Source organism: Lewinella cohaerens DSM 23179 (assembly GCF_000379805.1).
Lineage (GTDB): Bacteria > Bacteroidota > Bacteroidia > Chitinophagales > Saprospiraceae > Lewinella > Lewinella cohaerens.
In genome coordinates, this window is sequence record NZ_KB903545.1 from 48,192 (window position 1) to 65,320 (window position 17,129).

At 46.9% G+C, this 17,129-nt stretch carries 14 protein-coding genes; 12 read left to right on the forward strand and 2 right to left on the reverse strand.

Annotation, left to right across the window (positions count from 1 at the left end; translation table 11 throughout):
- Positions 1 to 38: 38 nt before the first annotated feature.
- The 11 genes from A3EU_RS0114290 to A3EU_RS0114350 all read left to right on the forward strand — a co-directional run bounded on the left by A3EU_RS0114290 (position 39) and on the right by A3EU_RS0114350 (position 13,698).
- The gene (locus A3EU_RS0114290; RefSeq protein WP_020536861.1) at positions 39 to 434 is read left to right on the forward strand and encodes a hypothetical protein; all 396 of its coding nucleotides are present in this window, start codon (positions 39 to 41) and stop codon (positions 432 to 434) included.
- Between the two features lie 37 nt (positions 435 to 471).
- Complete coding sequence (locus tag A3EU_RS0114295; RefSeq protein ID WP_020536862.1) at positions 472 to 1,212, forward strand: MbnP family protein; 741 nt, start codon at positions 472 to 474, stop codon at positions 1,210 to 1,212.
- 171 nt (positions 1,213 to 1,383) lie between these two features.
- Complete coding sequence (locus A3EU_RS0114300; RefSeq protein WP_026211401.1) at positions 1,384 to 2,412, forward strand: cytochrome-c peroxidase; 1,029 nt, start codon at positions 1,384 to 1,386, stop codon at positions 2,410 to 2,412.
- A 129-nt stretch (positions 2,413 to 2,541) separates the two neighbouring features.
- A complete protein-coding gene (locus A3EU_RS30500; RefSeq protein ID WP_020536864.1) occupies positions 2,542 to 3,084 on the forward strand; it encodes a transposase in 543 nt (180 codons plus the stop codon).
- A 134-nt stretch (positions 3,085 to 3,218) separates the two neighbouring features.
- Positions 3,219 to 7,400 carry a hypothetical protein gene (locus tag A3EU_RS0114310; protein ID WP_020536865.1) on the forward strand — a complete coding sequence of 1,394 codons (4,182 nt, stop codon included), beginning with the start codon at positions 3,219 to 3,221 and terminating at the stop codon, positions 7,398 to 7,400.
- A 410-nt stretch (positions 7,401 to 7,810) separates the two neighbouring features.
- Complete coding sequence (locus A3EU_RS0114315) at positions 7,811 to 8,341, forward strand: hypothetical protein (protein ID WP_156825772.1); 531 nt, start codon at positions 7,811 to 7,813, stop codon at positions 8,339 to 8,341.
- 191 nt (positions 8,342 to 8,532) lie between these two features.
- The gene (locus A3EU_RS0114320) at positions 8,533 to 9,519 is read left to right on the forward strand and encodes a transglutaminase domain-containing protein (RefSeq protein WP_020536867.1); all 987 of its coding nucleotides are present in this window, start codon (positions 8,533 to 8,535) and stop codon (positions 9,517 to 9,519) included.
- A 20-nt stretch (positions 9,520 to 9,539) separates the two neighbouring features.
- Positions 9,540 to 10,361 (forward strand): alpha/beta hydrolase, encoded by an 822-nt coding sequence (locus A3EU_RS0114325; protein WP_020536868.1) that lies wholly within the window; start codon positions 9,540 to 9,542, stop codon positions 10,359 to 10,361.
- A 586-nt stretch (positions 10,362 to 10,947) separates the two neighbouring features.
- Positions 10,948 to 11,574 carry a CPCC family cysteine-rich protein gene (locus A3EU_RS34825; protein ID WP_020536870.1) on the forward strand — a complete coding sequence of 209 codons (627 nt, stop codon included), beginning with the start codon at positions 10,948 to 10,950 and terminating at the stop codon, positions 11,572 to 11,574.
- Positions 11,575 to 12,182: 608 nt separating this feature from the next.
- A complete protein-coding gene (locus A3EU_RS0114345; RefSeq protein ID WP_020536872.1) occupies positions 12,183 to 12,704 on the forward strand; it encodes a hypothetical protein in 522 nt (173 codons plus the stop codon).
- A 58-nt stretch (positions 12,705 to 12,762) separates the two neighbouring features.
- On the forward strand, positions 12,763 to 13,698 hold the full coding sequence (locus A3EU_RS0114350; RefSeq protein WP_020536873.1) for a hypothetical protein: 936 nt from the start codon (positions 12,763 to 12,765) through the stop codon (positions 13,696 to 13,698).
- A gap of 20 nt (positions 13,699 to 13,718) precedes the next feature.
- Here the strand turns inward: A3EU_RS0114350 and A3EU_RS0114355 are convergent, their stop codons facing one another.
- Both A3EU_RS0114355 and A3EU_RS32845 read right to left on the reverse strand, forming a co-directional pair.
- Positions 13,719 to 14,447 carry a LytR/AlgR family response regulator transcription factor gene (locus A3EU_RS0114355; RefSeq protein WP_020536874.1) on the reverse strand — a complete coding sequence of 243 codons (729 nt, stop codon included), beginning with the start codon at positions 14,445 to 14,447 and terminating at the stop codon, positions 13,719 to 13,721.
- On the reverse strand, positions 14,444 to 15,943 hold the full coding sequence (locus A3EU_RS32845) for a sensor histidine kinase (protein WP_020536875.1): 1,500 nt from the start codon (positions 15,941 to 15,943) through the stop codon (positions 14,444 to 14,446). The genes A3EU_RS0114355 and A3EU_RS32845 overlap by 4 nt, the downstream gene beginning before the upstream one ends.
- Positions 15,944 to 16,167: 224 nt before the next feature.
- Between A3EU_RS32845 and A3EU_RS0114365 the strand changes: the two genes are divergently transcribed.
- Positions 16,168 to 17,058, forward strand: a complete 891-nt coding sequence (locus A3EU_RS0114365) for an ABC transporter ATP-binding protein (RefSeq protein ID WP_020536876.1) — start codon at positions 16,168 to 16,170, stop codon at positions 17,056 to 17,058.
- Positions 17,059 to 17,129: the final 71 nt, after the last annotated feature.

The following is a 17,129-nucleotide window of genomic DNA, read 5'->3' on the forward strand; positions in this document are numbered from 1 at the left end:
GATCAGGAAAATTTAAACAGGCTCTAAAAACAAATCAAATGAAGAATCACTATAATTTTTACGTATTGCTGGTAATAGCCTTAATGTTGGCTAATTGTCAAAAAGAAGAGGGGCCGCAGGTGGATGTTTCGCCTCCCTTGATTGACATTGTTGAACCAACCAATGTTACCAACTATGTGGCGGGGAGCAACCTGGAACTGATTGTAAATATTGACGAAAATCAGGAGTTGCACGAATTCAGCGTAGTACTTAGGAATGCCGACCGAACTTATGCACAAACGCTGGCCGGAGGGCACCTGCACGCTACGACTTACCGTATTGAAGAAACTTTTACGTTGCCGGATTTAGCTGATCAGGTGTATACCCTGACGGTGAAAGCCAGTGACCACAATGAAAATCTGGCTTCTGCAAGCGTAGAGCTGGTGGTGAAATAATTTCAATCCATTTTTAATATTTAAAACAAAAAACAAGATGAACTTTAACAAATTAATGCTGGCATTGCTGGTACTATCGGTGACTTTTTACAGCTGTGATGATGACGATGTGAGCCGTTTGGACTCAGACGTAGCTTTTGAATTTGATTATTCTTTTGCGGGTAGCGATTTTGATTACGATCAGGTATATGACTTGGACGGTACGGCGGTGAGTTTCCAGGCCGTACAGTTTTATGTAGGCGGGATTACGCTGCACCCGGAAGAAGGTGATGCGGTAACGGCTGATGGCAAGTACTTGCTGGTGAAGCCTAAAAGCGGCGCGCAAGAAGTGATGAACGTAGATAAGAAGCACTACCACATGGCGGAGTTTTTTGTGGGTGTAGCACCTGCTGAAAATGACCAGACAGCAGACGATTTTGATACGCGTGACACGGAGACGGACCCATTGGCTCGCCAAAATGACCCACCAATGAACTGGAACTGGAGTGCCGGTTACATTTTTGTGCGCATCGACGGAATGGTAGATTTGGATGGCGATGGTACACCTGAAACGCCGATGGAATACCACCTGGGCAAGGAGGCTTTCCGCCGGACGGTTGCCAAGGACCTACATACGGATATCGAGGATGATAGCCAGACGCTAACCTTTGGTTTGGATGTTGCTGCCCTTTTTGAGGGTATTGATATATCTCAGACGTACAGTGTACACACGGGAGATGACTTAGCGACTTCAGCCATTTTTGCGGACAATATTGCGGACGCGATTACGAAGAAGTAGGATGTTGCCCCATCTTAGCCCCTGCCCTGGAAAGGGTAGGGGCTTTGGGAGGGTTGGGCAGATTGTGGACTGAGGGTTGGGTACTGGGCAAATTCATGAATTTGCCTTATGCCTTATGCCTTATGCCTTGCTTTTGCCTACCAAAGGATAACTATGAAATGGAGTGTGTCTATGAGAGATTTGAAGATGCTGGCCGGGAGCCTTTCGCTACTGTTGTTACTGGCTTGTGAGCCTGAGGCAACAGCGCCGGATGTAGATGATACGCCTTATAGCTATGATGTGCCAGCGGGTTTTCCGATACCTGTAGAACCAGCCGAGAACCCACTGACCGTAGCAAAAGTAGCCTTGGGGAAGCGTCTTTTTTACGACCCCATCTTATCGGCAGACGAGACGATATCTTGTAACAGCTGCCACCGGCAGGAGTTTGCCTTTGCGGATAATGTGGCCATCTCGCCAGGGGTAGCTGGCCGACTGGGGATGCGCAACGCCCCTTCTTTGGCCAACTTGGCTTACGTGACGGTTTTTCATAAGGATGGTGGCGTACCGAAGCTGGAAATACAAGCGGGTTCGCCTATTGAGGATGTGAATGAGATGGATCTTTCGATTTTTGTGGCCGCTGATCGGATCAATGCCTTGCCGGAGTATCGTGAGCAGTTTTTGCGAGCCTTTGGTCGCGAGGCAGATGCTTTCACGATTACGCGTGCTTTGGCGGCTTTTCAGCGAACGATGATCAGTGGTAACTCTGCTTATGACCAATATAGTCACCAAGGTATGAGTACCGCTTTGAGTGCTGCACAATTACGTGGTCGCGATTTGTTTTTTAGTGACGAATTGGCCTGTAGCACTTGCCATTCAGGCTTTAATTTTACCAATGATGACTTCTTTAACAACGGCCTGGAGTTGGATCATAGTGATGACCTGGGCCGCCGAAGAATATCGCTGGATAGCTTGGATATTGGTAAGTTTAGGGTGCCCAGTTTGCGGAATATCTCGCTGACAGCACCTTATATGCACGCGGGGAGTTTACCGACGTTGGAAGCTGTCGTTGACCACTATAACAGGGGCGGGGTAGGACACCCCTTGCAAGATGAACGCATCCGCCCCTTGGGGTTGACCGATGCCGAAAGAGCAGATTTGATCGCCTTTTTGGAGAGTTTGACGGATGAGGCGTTTGTGGAGGATGAACGGTTTATGCCCTAGATTGCATATGCCAAACCCTATCCCCCCTGCCCAAGGCAAATTCATGAATTTGCCTTGGGCAGGGGGGATTTGCTTTTGTCGATAAAATCGCTTAATTTTTTTTCTTTTATCTCTCTGAATTTTACAAGAATGAAAGCCAATCAACACAGGTACGATCGGCCTTTTCACCGACAGCAATGGTGGGACTATTCTGCGCCAGGTAGCTATTTTATCACGATTTGTATTCAAGACCGGGAACGGTTGCTAGAGCATATTGTCGATGGTGAGATGCATTTGTCGCCTTATGGTGAAATTGTTCGTACTGAAATTTTAAAGATTCCCGATTATCATACTCGCGCCATATTGGGCGAATGGGTGATTATGCCCGACCACATTCATTTTATCATCACGTTGAGGGAATGGCGTGGATTCGAAATTGAACGCCCCGCATTGCGATGGCAATCATTGACTTCGAAAGAATACGTAGCGCTGCGCCGTCGTATGATAATTCCTAAAATCATCGGTAAATTCAAAATGCTGACCTCCAAGCAGATAAATATCCTACGCGGCACGCCAGGGCAGAGAACGTGGTTGCATAATTATCACGCTCATATCATTAATACAAATACCAAAGGGGAGTACGAACGGATTGCGTACTACATCAGGAAAAACCCTGAAAACTGGGAAGGGTGATTGCAAAATCTCCACCATAGGACAATAAGGCAGCATAAGGCAAATTCATGAATTTGCCTTATTATGCTGCCTTATGCTGCCTTTTTCCCTAAATTGCAAACCTACCGAATAACCGTAAAAACCCACCCATCCCTATGGCTATGACTGCCGAAGCGATTGTATTCGCCATTAACTCCGCCATCCGACTGGGGCGTAATGCCCAACGTGCTTACGCTAAGAGCCTCACCTCTAAAAGTATTGTGCTGCCATTGCCCAAGTTTAGTGGTACGCCTAATGCTTTTACGGCCCAAAACTTCTTCGATAATGACGATGAAGTCACTGGCGGAGCGACCTACTTAGAAAAAATGGAACGCCTGGCCGACATCCACGACCGCTTCAAAAACGGGGTAGGCAATGCTGTGCCCACCAACCAAGAGTTGGATATGTACGTAGCCGCTTACGCGCAACTGAGTACACTGGTAGCGCAAGAAGCAAGCTCTACCTTCCAGGATGGCTTGGACGATGACCGCATCAATGCCGATGAACTGGTAGCCCTCCTGAGTATCCGGCAGTATACCCACGACAGTGCCAAGCATACCAATCCGCTACAAATGGTAGCAGGTACGCTGGTGGAAATCGGAATTGATTACTTTAATCGCATCCCTGGCGCTTTGAACGAGCAATCGGCAACTGGCCGTACGCTCAAGCACTTCCTCAAAGCTTTTGATGAGCTCAAACTGAGCGACAATGCCGCCCTGCGTAGACAGTCGCGTAAGATCGTCCCACAATTGTTTATCGCTGCTGCGGAAAGTATCGGCGATCTGGGGCAGGAAGCCACAAACGACCCCAAAGTTCAAGGTTTCATAAAAGCAGCGGGTAAAGGAATTGCAGAAGACTTGTTCCGCCGCCTCGAAAATATCAATGATAGTGATAACCAGGAAGAGGCCGTCAATTGGGGGCGTTTCTTGCTCCGTAGTACCGTCTCTAATGCGGGTAGCTACGTCTTTGCGTCGCCGCGTGAGTTTTTTGATACCAATAGCGGCGCCAGCGAACTCATCAAGGCTACCAGCACCGTCTTGCTCGATGCTATTCTGCAAGACCCTGATAAGATTAATATAAAGGATGGCCTGAATGCGCATACCCTCGACCGCCTACTCAAAAGTAGCTTCGGCGTACTGGCCGAACACCCACAGCTGATTCATAACAAAAATGGCTTTCAGGAAATCGTTAGCGGCGTAAGCAGTGCCCTCAAAGATTACGACTACCGCCGCCCGGATCTTTTCCCGGAGTTAGTGCGATTGGTACTTGAGCAAACTGGCCAAAACCTCCGCCTGTTCCGTCAACCTCATGACGATCATGGCCCTGGTGCAGGTAACGGACACGATCTGCTGATTAGCGCAGTGCAAATGATCCTCGCAGAATTGTCGCGCCCTGTCAGCGACGGTCAGTGGCGGCCTCGATTGAGCAAATCTCAATTGCTGTTCATCACCGAGCAACTTCTCGATAAAGTGGTGCGCAACCCCAATTGGATGATTCACCAAGCGGATGGCAAGCCCCTGCTAGCTGCCGTTATCAGAGCAACCATGGATGGACTCGCTCGGATACCCGCTACCGAACGCCTGAGTGCTGCCACCTTTGAATTGCTTCTACAGCGAAACCTGCGCGTAGTAGCCGCCAATGAATTGGTGCTACAAAAGATAAAATGGAGCAATGACGGTGAGGAAGAAGCTGTTTTGCAACAAGCACTCAACCTCGTCTTTGCTTTCGTCTTCGAACGTGAGCACACCACACCTGGCGACCGTAATGTCCTTTTGTTTGAACTGCTGGATTACATCTTTGATGTCATTATCAGCCGCCATCCCGATAAGCGTGGTTTGTTGCTCACCGACCTGATCCTCTTTTCGCAACCCGGCGTCGATTACCGTGGCGGATTCAACCGTAAGTTGGCCAATCAGCTGGTGGATGCCGCTTTGGCTACCCTTGCTGCTCACCCCGAATTGATCAGCCGACAAGCTGCGCTGGGAGAGATCGTCGCTGGTATCGCTGGGGCCTTGGATGTCTCTAGCTTTAAGCAAGAGGATATTTTGCTGGAATTGGTGCGCCTGAGTTTGGAAAACACTGCACTCAATGCCCACCTCATTGTCAATGCCGAATCGGACGAGCCGGAATACCTACTGGTGGTCTTCATCCGGGAGCTACTGCTAGCGCTTTCTACCAAGGAAGCTGGCGAAGAAGTATGGCAACCGCAGCTGACGCCCACCGAGGCCATGATGATCGTAGACAACTTGGTCAATGAATTGATCTTGCACCCCGAATGGGTAGTGCGTGGCCCTGATGGGCAGATCATCTTCCGAGATGTGCTACAAGCCGTGCTGGCCGCCTTGCACAATATGCCTCCAGGCGTCAAACTATCGCCTGAGCAACTGGAATACCTGATAGCGCTGGCCCTCACGGCAGCAGTTACGAGCGAGGCCGTGATGGATAAAATCCCCTGGGGTAGCGATATCGAAAAACGATTCGTGCTGGAACGGGCCTTGTCGCTCATCAGTACCTTCATCTTCCACGAGATGAAAGTGAGTGGTGGCGAACGCACGGCCCGCTTTGCGGAATTGGTAGAATATGTATTGGACGTTATTCTGGCCTACCACCCCGACCGGCGTGGCCTGCTACTGGTGCAGCTCATCCTCTTTAGTGAAGACGACATTGATTACAGCCGTGGTTTTGATGAAGACCTTTTGACCGATCTGATCGAATCTGCCCTGCGGGTGATGGAGCAGCAACCTGAATTGGTGAGTAGTGAAATGGCGTTACAAGCCATCGTTCGCGATTTGGCCAAAGACCTTGATGCAGGCGACTTTCGTCAAAAAGGAATTCTACCGGAACTGCTGCGCATGAGCCTCGAAGCCAGCGCCCTGAATGCCCACCTTATCGTTGATGCGGATGCAGAGGAGCCTCGCTTCCTTATTGTCATTGCGCTGCGGGAATTTTTAGGCCGTTTAGCCAGTACTGGTACGGATGGTAAATGGCACCCGCAACTGACAGGGGATGATATGCTCGGTCTCGCGGAAGAATTACTCGATGCAATTGTTGATAATCCGGCCTGGGTAGTGCCTGTTGGCAAAACCAAGCCGAGTATCTGGCAAGAGGTATTGCAAGCCATCATGGATGCACTGGCTTTGTTGCCTGCCGATGCGCGCCTGTCGCCTACGGTATTGGAAAATCTCATCCTGCTGAGTATGCATACTGCGGCGACGAGTCCGCAAGTATTACAAAAACTAAAATGGGGTAGTGACGAGCAAGAAAAAGCCATTCTGGAGCGTGCCTTGCAGATGTTGGTGAGCTACGTTTATCCGCCCGATTGCACCGCCGATAGCGAACGCCTAGAGCGGTTCCTGGAGTTGCTGGACTTTGTGTTGGAAACCATTATTAGCCAACACCCAGACAAGCGAAGCTTGATTTTGCTTGATCTGCTGCTCTTTGAGTCGGAGGTAGACCTTACCCAGGGCTTCCAGCCAGATTTGGCCGAAGAGCTGATACAGGCCGGTCTGGCCATCATGGATGCGCACCCAGAGCTCATTGCAAAAGAAGCGGTATTCCAAAAAATCCTCAGCGATACGGCGGGAGCCTTGCGGGCCTCTAAGACGGATATCAAGCACCTTTTGCCTGAGTTTATTCGTCTGATTCTGCTGTACAGTAGCGGTCATTTGGAACGTCTGATGCGGATCAGCCCCAATAGCCCGCGCATTTTGGTGGCAGTAGCACTAGAGCAGGTTTTGCGGATCGTCACCCAACCGCCGAGTCGTGGCAGCTGGTCACCGAAGTTGACGGATCAGCAATTATTAGAAATCATAGAACTGGTGCTAGAGCGCGTCATCGAACGCCCGGAATGGGTGGGCAGTGACCGCCTCATTCAGCTCACACTAGAGGCCATCTACACCGCGATTGGCGAACTGAAACGTGACCAACATCTACCTTTCGAGACCATCAGTTTCCTCGTAGGTGCCGCCCTGGATGCCGTAGGGCAACGCCGCCAGCTGGTGCTGGAAGTAGTGAAACCCGATGGTGGTAAAGAACAAATGGTGCTCCAATATGCGCTGGGTGAAATTTTCATAGAACTCTACGACGAGCAAACCGGCACCTCCGCTTCTTGGACCCTCACTGAAGCCGAGACCCTGCAGACCATCCTCGAAAGCTGCTTGGTCGTACTAGCTACCGGCCCCGCTGATCAGGAAACCGTTGATGAGCTACTCGCTGAAATTCGCAAAGCCGCAGAAGACATCAACAACAACCTCACCTTCGCCCTGGAAGATCTGACGGAGGGATTGGAGAATGTTTAATCTTTTTTGGGCGCATCCCTGGCGGGTCGCTCCCTTCCGGGGTTCGCTTTGCTCCGTACCGACCTACTGGCTACGGCAAGGCGTTAGCCAGTAGGTCGGCACTGCTCACCGGAGGTTCGCACCCTACAGGCAGCTTGCGCGGGGGGCATATTTTGTGGATTGGAGTGCCTAGGTTTAATTGTCTTACGCTCATTGTAGTCCCCAGAATATCCCGACCAACAGGTCGGGACTGGTCTCCTGACCAGCGAGCGGTAAACTAAAGGGTGATGCTGGTCGGGAGACCAGCGGGATATTACATGTTAGTTAGGGAACTAACATGAGCATAAGGGAATAGCTGTTTACAACGAAGGATAATTCCCAATTCTTTAACAATGACAGATCATTCAAGAAATAAAAGCAAAACGGTATTTGTGAAAGACCTCCTACTCCTTGTGAAAGGGCTTACGGCCCTACTTCTGACTATGGTGTTAAGTTGTAATTCGATAAAGCAGGAGTTGTTTTATGAAGCTAATGATGAAGTTAATCTGTACTCTTTTATAGGTGAAAAGATTTCACTTACTGAATTCAATCCAGATGAAAGGTATAACGAGATTAAAGTAGATACTTTAACAGGCGATACCACATCTTATGGAGGGAGATTTATGGATCGAGCATTTGATGCAAAATATCTAGTTGTAGAAGAGGTCTTTAATGATTTAGGGGTTGATACGATAGATTTTGTTGTCTTTAATCATTACGGCCGACCACTTTTTGAAGAAAATGAGTATGTATTGTTGCATCTATCGTCCTTTGAAGGAGGCTTCTTTCTACAGAAATATCAATACGATATTGTTGAAAAAAACCAGGTAGGTATTTGGAAGGTAGAGGAAGGGAAGACGATAAAGGAACTCTTTTTGAAAAAGAAAAATGGAGTTTTCAAGGCGAGAGATATATTTAAATAAACCGTGATTGCATGCTTCATTGAATACAAGCAAATAATTGAACAGTGAGATAAAGTAAAAAATAGGCTAAAAACGCCTAAACTAACATGAGCAGTTAGGCATGGAAGTGTCAGGCTCACCCAACCCCACTCACTATAGCCTCCAGTTAAAACAAGCAATCCCCCCACAGCCCAAACCAAACTTGACAAAAAATGAAAACAAGCCTTTCTCTATTTTTTCTGGTTTTTGTAGGTGTATCATTACCCGCTCAGATAAACGTAGACTTGGCGCTGCATGCTCGAGACGCGCCGGATTCCATTGAGGCCAATGTAGAAGAATTAACAGCTTATTTGTTGAGCGAAGCAGAAAGTGACTGGGAAAAGGCCGAAGTGATTTATCATTGGATCGCAAGCAATATTGAGTACGATATGGAGGCCTATCTTGAGGATGTTTATTTTGAAAACTTTGAAGAGACCTTAGCGCGAAAGAGAGGCGTATGCGTGAACTTTACCAGCCTTTTCAAAAAGATGTGTGAAATAGCAAAACTGGAATGCTATGAAGTTTCGGGATATGCTAAGGGGTATGGTTTTGAGAAAGGCCGCTATTATACGCAAGTTAACCACAAATGGAATGTTGTAAAGATTGATAGTCTATATCTCTGCGTTGATCCGACGTGGGGCAGTGGTAAATATGAAGATAAATCATACGGATTTGAGTATAGAAAAAGGAAGTCAATGGAATATTTTCTTGTCAACCCATCCAGTTTTGTCCTTGAGCATTTACCCGTTGATCCCAAATGGCAATTCTTAGAGCGCCCAATTACGATGGAAGACTTTATCTGGGATAAGGTGGAGTTTACTCCACCACTACTAGAGAAGAACAGTGCTTCGAATCAAGTATTTGTCAGTTACCGTGTATTGACACCGATAGATCAGCGGATAGATGACTTGGAGAATGGTATCGCATTTTACTATAGTGACTATTTAATCGAGCACTTGGCGATATTGTGTTACAAAGAGGCCTACGAATTATCAACCAATGGCACTACAAAGGAAGATATGGAGAGATCAATCGTCTTGTATCAAAAATCATTGGAGAACTTTAGAGAAATCGAAATAAGTTATCCGAAATACAAAACTCAAATCAGCGATATTGCTGATGGCATCACTTATTCTAAGTACAGATTAGGGAGGATGTGAAACTACCAAAAAACAAAAAAATGAAAAAAACAATCTTCTATCTCTTCCTCACAACACTGACAATCAGTTGTAAAAACAAGGCGATTGTCTATGACGATCCTATTCCAGCGCACGACAGTCTAACCATTTCTTCGACTTTTGTAAAGGAAGATCGAGTGATCAATGTATGGAGGCCACCCACTTATGAACAGACAAGTGACAGTTTTCCCGTTTTGTATATGCCTGACGGTGGAATCAAAGAAGACTTTCCGCACATCGCAAATACATTGTCGAAGCTGATTGAAGAGAAAAAAATAGCGCCCTTTATCTTGGTTGGAATAGAAAATACGGAGCGAGGAAGGGATTTAACCGGTTTTTCAGAGGCAGAATATGACAAACAGTATTGTCCTGTAACGGATGGCGCTAAAGACTTTAGAGCTTTTATCTCGGAGGAATTAATGCCAACAATCAACGGGAAATATAAAACCACAGGCAGAAAGGGAATTATAGGAGAATCATTGGCAGGGCTCTTCGTTATGGAGACCTTCTTTCTGAAACCTGAAACCTTCGATTTTTATATTGCAATGGACCCTTCTCTTTGGTGGAACAATCAATACCTGGTAAATAATGCAGGGGCATTGTTAGCTGAATTTCCTGATAAAGATATTAAGCTTTGGTTCGCAGGTTCAAATGCAGAAGATATTTTCCGAGCGACTAGAAGCGTCGAGACTGTTTTTCAAAACGATGCACCTGAACGGTTAACTTGGAAATATTCAGATGAACCCAAAGAAGAGCACCATACCATTTTCCGAGCGACAAAAGAAAAGGCACTGATTTGGACACTGAATGAAGGCCCCTTGTAATCCCCCAGGTCATCGAGCAGTAGATAAGGTGGTGATGCTGGTCGGGGGACCAGCGGGATATTGTTCCGACCAAAAAGGTCGGAATAGTTTGGGAACTAACATGAGCTTAGGAGAGAAGTAGCTGTTCTTTTTTGAGTGCGAGCTTTCAAAAAAAAATGATGGAGCAGAAGGATATACAAACGAGTAAGAATAATAGGATAACTCTGATTGTATTAAAAATCTTAAGCCTATTTCCAATTCTATTTTGGCCGATGGTGTTTTTTGGGTCAATTTTTATTTTTGATGATCCTAATGCTAATCCAACTCATCAGTACATTCTTTTCTACGGGGTTAATGCATACCCCATTTACCTGATCATTAATATGATCATATCCAATAAAATCTATCCCAGGAATCACAAATTATCCATAGGACTGTATTTATGGCCAGTTTCATTATTTGGATTTGTAGTAGTCTATGTGACTATTAGTCAATTGATTAGTGGTGGTGGTTGAAGTTTTTTGCTGAACAGAAAATTAGCTGGGGCAGTCGGTGTTTAGGGAACTAATATGCGCGTATACAAGTATTTGGAGTAATTAAAAATAGTATGGACAGGGAAGAAGCAATAAATAAACTAGCCAAAATTAAGCTGAAAGAACTATCTGAAGAAGAAAGAGTTTCTCAACTTGAAACATTGCTTGTTGAAAATTGGGATAGTGTCAATGAATGGAAAAAGCTACCAAAGGATATCAAGGAGGAGTTCAATAGTGAGACGCTTAATGAGGAGCCCTCCTCTGATAGATATGATGAACCATTACTCGCTTGGTTAAGAGATGGATTAAAACCGCTGACTAATGCGTATCTATTAAAAGAACTAAATGTTGACAGTATAGAAGGCAGCCCAGCTGTTATGGAATCTTGCCCGTGTTGTGGAAGAAAAACAATAGAGCATCGTGGGGACTTTGAGATTTGTAAAATATGTTGGTGGGAAGATGACGGACAGGATAATGAAAATGCTGATGAGGTTTGGGCTGGGCCAAACTATGGCGTAAGCCTAACACAGGCGAGGTGCTTTTTTATAAAAATAGGAATATACAATCCAGCGCAGATTGGCTTGAAAGAGATACAGGACCCTGTTGATATATACCCTGTTGGTCGGACCTTTGAACTCAAAGCAGGTTTTGTCCTAGAGCGTGAAAAGAACTGGAAAGGTGAAATAGTACTGAAAATATAATAGTGTTTCGACCTAAATGAGGGGGGCTAAGCTGCATAATGGTTCTTTATGAGTGATTTTGTCCCTTGTTTGGTATGAATTCGCAAGTAGTCTGCTGGTCGGAAGACCAGCGGGATATGCTAGGTTAGTTCGGAGACTAACCTGAGCGATAATTTTTAAGAGATTTTCACCTCTTGTTCGGCGTTCGTACCTGTGATGGCGATAGTTTGGAAACAAACCTGCGCGAGTTGCCCCCTAAAAAGCAGCCCATTCGCTACGTTATCACACTCCTTCCTCGGGAGGAAGGATCCGGAGGATGGAGCTAAAACCAGTGCGTAGGCCAACAGGCCGAAGCACGGCGGACGGAGGAGCAGGCCGAAGGATGGGCCGGAGCGGTAGCGACAGACAGCCTGGTGCCGATCCCGTCCCGACTAGAAAAGTCGGGACGGGAGAAGGCATGGCCCCAAAAAAGCTTGTTGAAAAAGCCCCCTGACGTTTTCTGTCTGCCGAAAAACCAACGATTCTTGTCGAGAAAAGAAAATCTATTGCTGATTGTTTTGCACTTTTAGTAAAGAGCTGGTAGCAATACCGGTGCTGAATGACTGAACACCTTTTAAAATTATCGCAATATGAAAAAGTATCTCATTAGTGCTGTTTTGCTCCTCTTTTCACTTGGAGTTTTTGGGGTCAGAATAGCTAAAGGCGTGACCTTTAAGCAGAATGTAAGTGGCTACCTGAAGCGGGCTGCTGATGCCAACACCATTGATATGGCCAATGCAGAGCTCACCAAAGTCATCAATTATCTGGAGGCCAATAATCTTACCAGCGGCTACACCTCCGTGATGTGGGAAACCCCCGACGAGGACATCGGTTTTTGGTACCAGAACCTGAAGGCCAGCCAGCAGGAATTGGAAACCCTCAATTCAGACAGCGCCCTCGAGCGTACCAATGTTTTGATGAAGTTGCGTGAAACCCTGCTCGATACCGGTGAGAAAACCAAAGTGACTATCCCCAAAGGGCTGAGTGTTTACCCCGATAATTTGCTTTGGGGTGTCCTGACCCTTAGTGCTTTTATAGCCATGATGGCTAGTTTTATTGTACTTATCCCAAATGAGGAAAAGAACAATGCTGAAAAAGTCGCAGGAGAGTAATAATTTAGCGAGTCATTCTGAAAATGGGTGACTCGCTTTTTAAATAAAAACACTCCAAATGAGACTTGTCGATACCTATACCTTATTTCTTTTTTTAGCTGTATTGAGTTTTAGCAGTTGCGAAGCTACCAAAGCTTACCAGGAAGCCCAAACGGCCTTTAGCCAGGGAGCGACGGTGGAAATGCAGGAGCGTTTTGCGGATGCTGCCGACCAACTACCGAGCAACTTTGTCTACTTCGATGACTTGTATAAAAGCAACGCGCCTATTGACGAAGGGGCAACAGCAGCCGGGTATTACGAATCAGCTATGGGAGGGATTGTCAAAGCGCTCAAAGGAGAAGGCCAGCTGAAGAAAGCCAAGGCACTTGACAATGCTTATGCTATCAAAGCGCTTACGCACTGGCGGCAAGGCGAGTACGACGAAGCTCGGGAAACCGCTGAAAAAGCAGTGCCTCTATTACAGCACAATACTGGCGAAGAGAATGATATTCGAGACCTGGCCATGATGCAGGCAATGCCTGGCCTCATCAATATGGATGAATCTTTTGGCGCACTCAGTGAAATTAAAGAACTGGGAGAAGAACTATCCAATACACGCGCCATTTCGAAAAAAGCAGCACTCTACGATGAGATAAAGGCGATTTATATGGCTTCAGTAGCTAGTGATGAAGACGGAGCAAGCTCTGTTACCCGCGGCTTGGCGTTGATTGAGCGCGCTATTGAAGGAATAGATGGAGAGAGTGCGATAAAAATTTACCTACTCAATGCTCAGTTGGCAGGTATGGACAATTGGGGGGATATTCTGGAAGTGGTGTTCCTAAGTGCTCGCCGCCTCAATGCCAGCCCTGAGGAGGTCAACTGGGTGATGGAAGAACGCGGTACTTATAATGCCAACGTAAAATCTTATCTCGGCAAACTGGAAGCAGCCCTGCCCAACGGCAAAGACAATAAACTGTATGCTTATTGGGCACGGCTGCTGGCGGGGAATATATAGAAGGGTACAAAGTATTAAACCTATACCTCTCCCTTCGTCCACGCTTTCACTGCCGCACGATAACTCTTACCGATGGGAACGGTCATTCCATTGGTCATGAAAATTTGGTTGCCCTCTAGGTAGTTGATGCGTGTTTTTTGGAGGATAAAGGATTTGTGTACGCGTGCAAACTGCTCTGAAGGCAGTTCTTCCTCGAAGCTGGTGAGCGTTCTGGGGGTGAGCAGAAAGTTGTCGCCGGTCCATACTTTGACGTAGTTGCCGTAGCTTTCCAGGCAAATGATATCACGGAGGTTGATTTGCAAAAAACGCTTGTCTACTTTTAAAAACAGCTGGTCTGGCGGGCCCTCAGTAGGCGGCATTGCCGGAAGAGGGGCAATAGGAGAGGCTGGCTGACTGCGCTTTTGGGCTTGATGTACGGCCTTGAGGAACCGCTCAAAGCGGAAAGGCTTCAGCAGGTAGTCACAGACTTGAAGTTCGTAACCTTCCAGTGCATACGCTTCGTAAGCAGAGGTGATGATCACCAGTGGTTTGCGGTCGAGGGTGCGGAGAAAATCCAACCCTTTCAATTTAGGCATCTGTATATCCAGGAAAAGTAAATCGATGCTATGCTGTTGCAAAAGTGCATAAGCATCCGTAGCCTGATAGACCTGCCCCACAATGTTGAGAAAGGGAACATCTTCTGCATATTTGAGGATGACTTTGTGCGCCAGTGGCTCGTCGTCTATGATTAGGGCGTTGAGGGTATTCATAGTTCAAGGCTTAATTCCGCAAGATAATCGTGGCCACTGCTTTGTAGACGTAGTTCATGCCGGTCAGGGAAAAGAACGCTCAGGCGGCGGCGTAGATTGGGCAGCCCTAGCCCACCAGCTTCAGCAGCAGGACTGTTTTTCTCAAAAGAATTGTGACAACGGAAATGAACGGTTTGACCTTGCTGGCTTAGGTGCAAGTGCAAAAAAGAATCTCCCCCAGCGGGTTCGATGCCGTGTTTGAAGGCATTTTCTACCAAAATAATGAAGAGCAGCGGAGGGACTAGGATGTCCTCGTCTGTAATGTCGGTGGTAAAGGTTAGGTCTAGCGGTTTGTGCAAGCGTAATTTTTGCAAATCGAGATAATCTTGCAAATACTTTACTTCTAATTTCAAGGGCACGACCTCTTCTTGGCCCTTGTAGATGACGTAGCGCATCAACTCCGATAATTGCAGGATGGTTTCAGGAGTTTCTTTATCCTGCGTCAGGCTCATGGCGTAGAGGTTGTTGAGCGTGTTGAAGAAGAAATGTGGATTGATCTGCTGTTTCAGTAGTTGTAATTCGGTAACTGTTTTCTCTTGTTCCAGTGTGCTGATGGCATTGATCTGGCGGTACCATTCGACCATGATAATGAACGGTAAACTAAGGAGGAAAAAAGCAATAGCAAGGGTGAAACTCAAGTCTGAAAATACCTGAGGAACAAGTCCCAGTGGATGGATTTTTATTTGGTCGACCACCGGAAAAAAACGGATGATTTGATTTTGCACAGGAACAAAAAGCAGCAGGAAGCCCACTGTGCCGAGGAGGTAATAAAGCAGCCCTTTCTTGCGCAGCAATTTATTGAAAAGGAAGTGGTGGTGAACGTAATAAATAGGGTAGTAGCTCAGGTAAATCAGAAAGGTTTGCAGCACAGCAACCAGATAATAGAACAAGGTTTGTGTAGTGCTGAATTCCCTGATGTAAGCGTGGAAATAGTTATTGGCAAGTACAATGGATAGCGAGAAAACCGCCACGATTACAACCGCTAGTCGGGGGATGTTCCAACTTAATAACCAATTGGCCGTACGTACAGTCTTGCGCCGTTGGGCCCACTGCAAGAGGCCTTCTAAAACCAGCAAAGTGAGCCAAAGAAACAACAAGCCAAAGCGATTAACTTTTGCGGTAAACGCTAAACCTTCTGAAATGCCAGGGAGATCTGTCAGGTAACCGGGCCAAACGATGGTGAAGACGGCAGGTATTAGCACAAACACCACTACCCAGCCCACTCGTTTTGTATTCGTCGTAAGCCATGATTGCTGGCGGAGGCCTACCCACAAAAGTAAAGGCAGGAAAAACAGGCTAAGCCCAAGCGTAATGCCGATAAAATGACGCCACACCAGTTGGTGGCTCATTTGCATAAAAGCATAACTAAATAACAAGATGATAGCCAGAAACAACCATATCTCCTGCTGGAGGAAGAAGGCGGTGGCTATTCTGTTTTTGTTTTGGACTCCTTTCATCTTGCGAATTAACACTAATCAAGTTTAAGGTACTAAAAGTAATGATGAAAGGCGAAATGGACGTGATGAAAGCACTCCCCCTTTCATCATCCCAAACCTGCCTTTGATCACGAAAAGTAGGAGTTGCGGGCACATTGCTTCACATTTGTACCATTGTTTAATCTAACTCGCTAAAGAACAGCACGAAAACAAAATCGCATTTTATTTTCTGCGCAATACTAAATATGGAACTACGAATAGACAAGCTCACCAAGACTTACCCCAACGGCGTCCGTGCCCTGGATAACCTGTCCTTAGAGATCGGTACCGGGATGTTTGGTTTGCTTGGCCCCAACGGCGCTGGTAAATCTACCCTCATGCGAACGATAGCTACCTTACAACAACCAGATAATGGTGAGATCACCTTTGACGGAATCAATGTATTGGCACAACCGATGGCGCTGCGTTATAAGCTGGGGTACTTGCCACAAGCTTTTGGGGTATACCCTCGGATGTCTGCGGACCGATTACTCGATTACTTGGCAAACCTGAAGGGGATAAGCTCTCGTCAAGAACGCAAAACATTGATCGATTACTGCCTGGAAGTGACCAACCTGACGGCGGTGAGGAAAAAGCATGTCAGCGGCTATTCTGGTGGTATGAAGCAGCGATTTGGTATTGCACAACTCTTACTCAATAAACCCAAGTTGATCATCGTCGACGAACCCACCGCCGGCTTGGACCCAGCGGAGCGGCAGCGGTTTTTGAACATCCTGCGGGAAATTAGTACCGAGAATATCGTCATCTTCTCCACTCATATCGTTGATGACATCAAGGACCTCTGCACGGATATGGCGATCATGAACAATGGCCGACTCCTACAGCATACCCACCCCGAAGCCGCCATCGCCGACTTGGCCGGACAGGTTTGGACGACGAGCATCCCCCGCGAGTTACTGCCCCAAACTGCTGCTACTCATCTGGTGCTATCCTCTGCTTACAACCGAGACAATAGCCTCCGCGTACGCGTATGGAGCAAGCAGCAGCCCACCGCCGATTTTGTTGCCACAACACCCAATCTGGAAGACGTCTACTTCGCTGCGCTCGGGCAGGAGGAGGGCGGTGTAATAGTGTAAAAGTTGGGTAGGTGTAAGGGTGTAAAAGTTATTTACCCTTCCACGCTTCCACTTTTGAAACCCTTCCACTT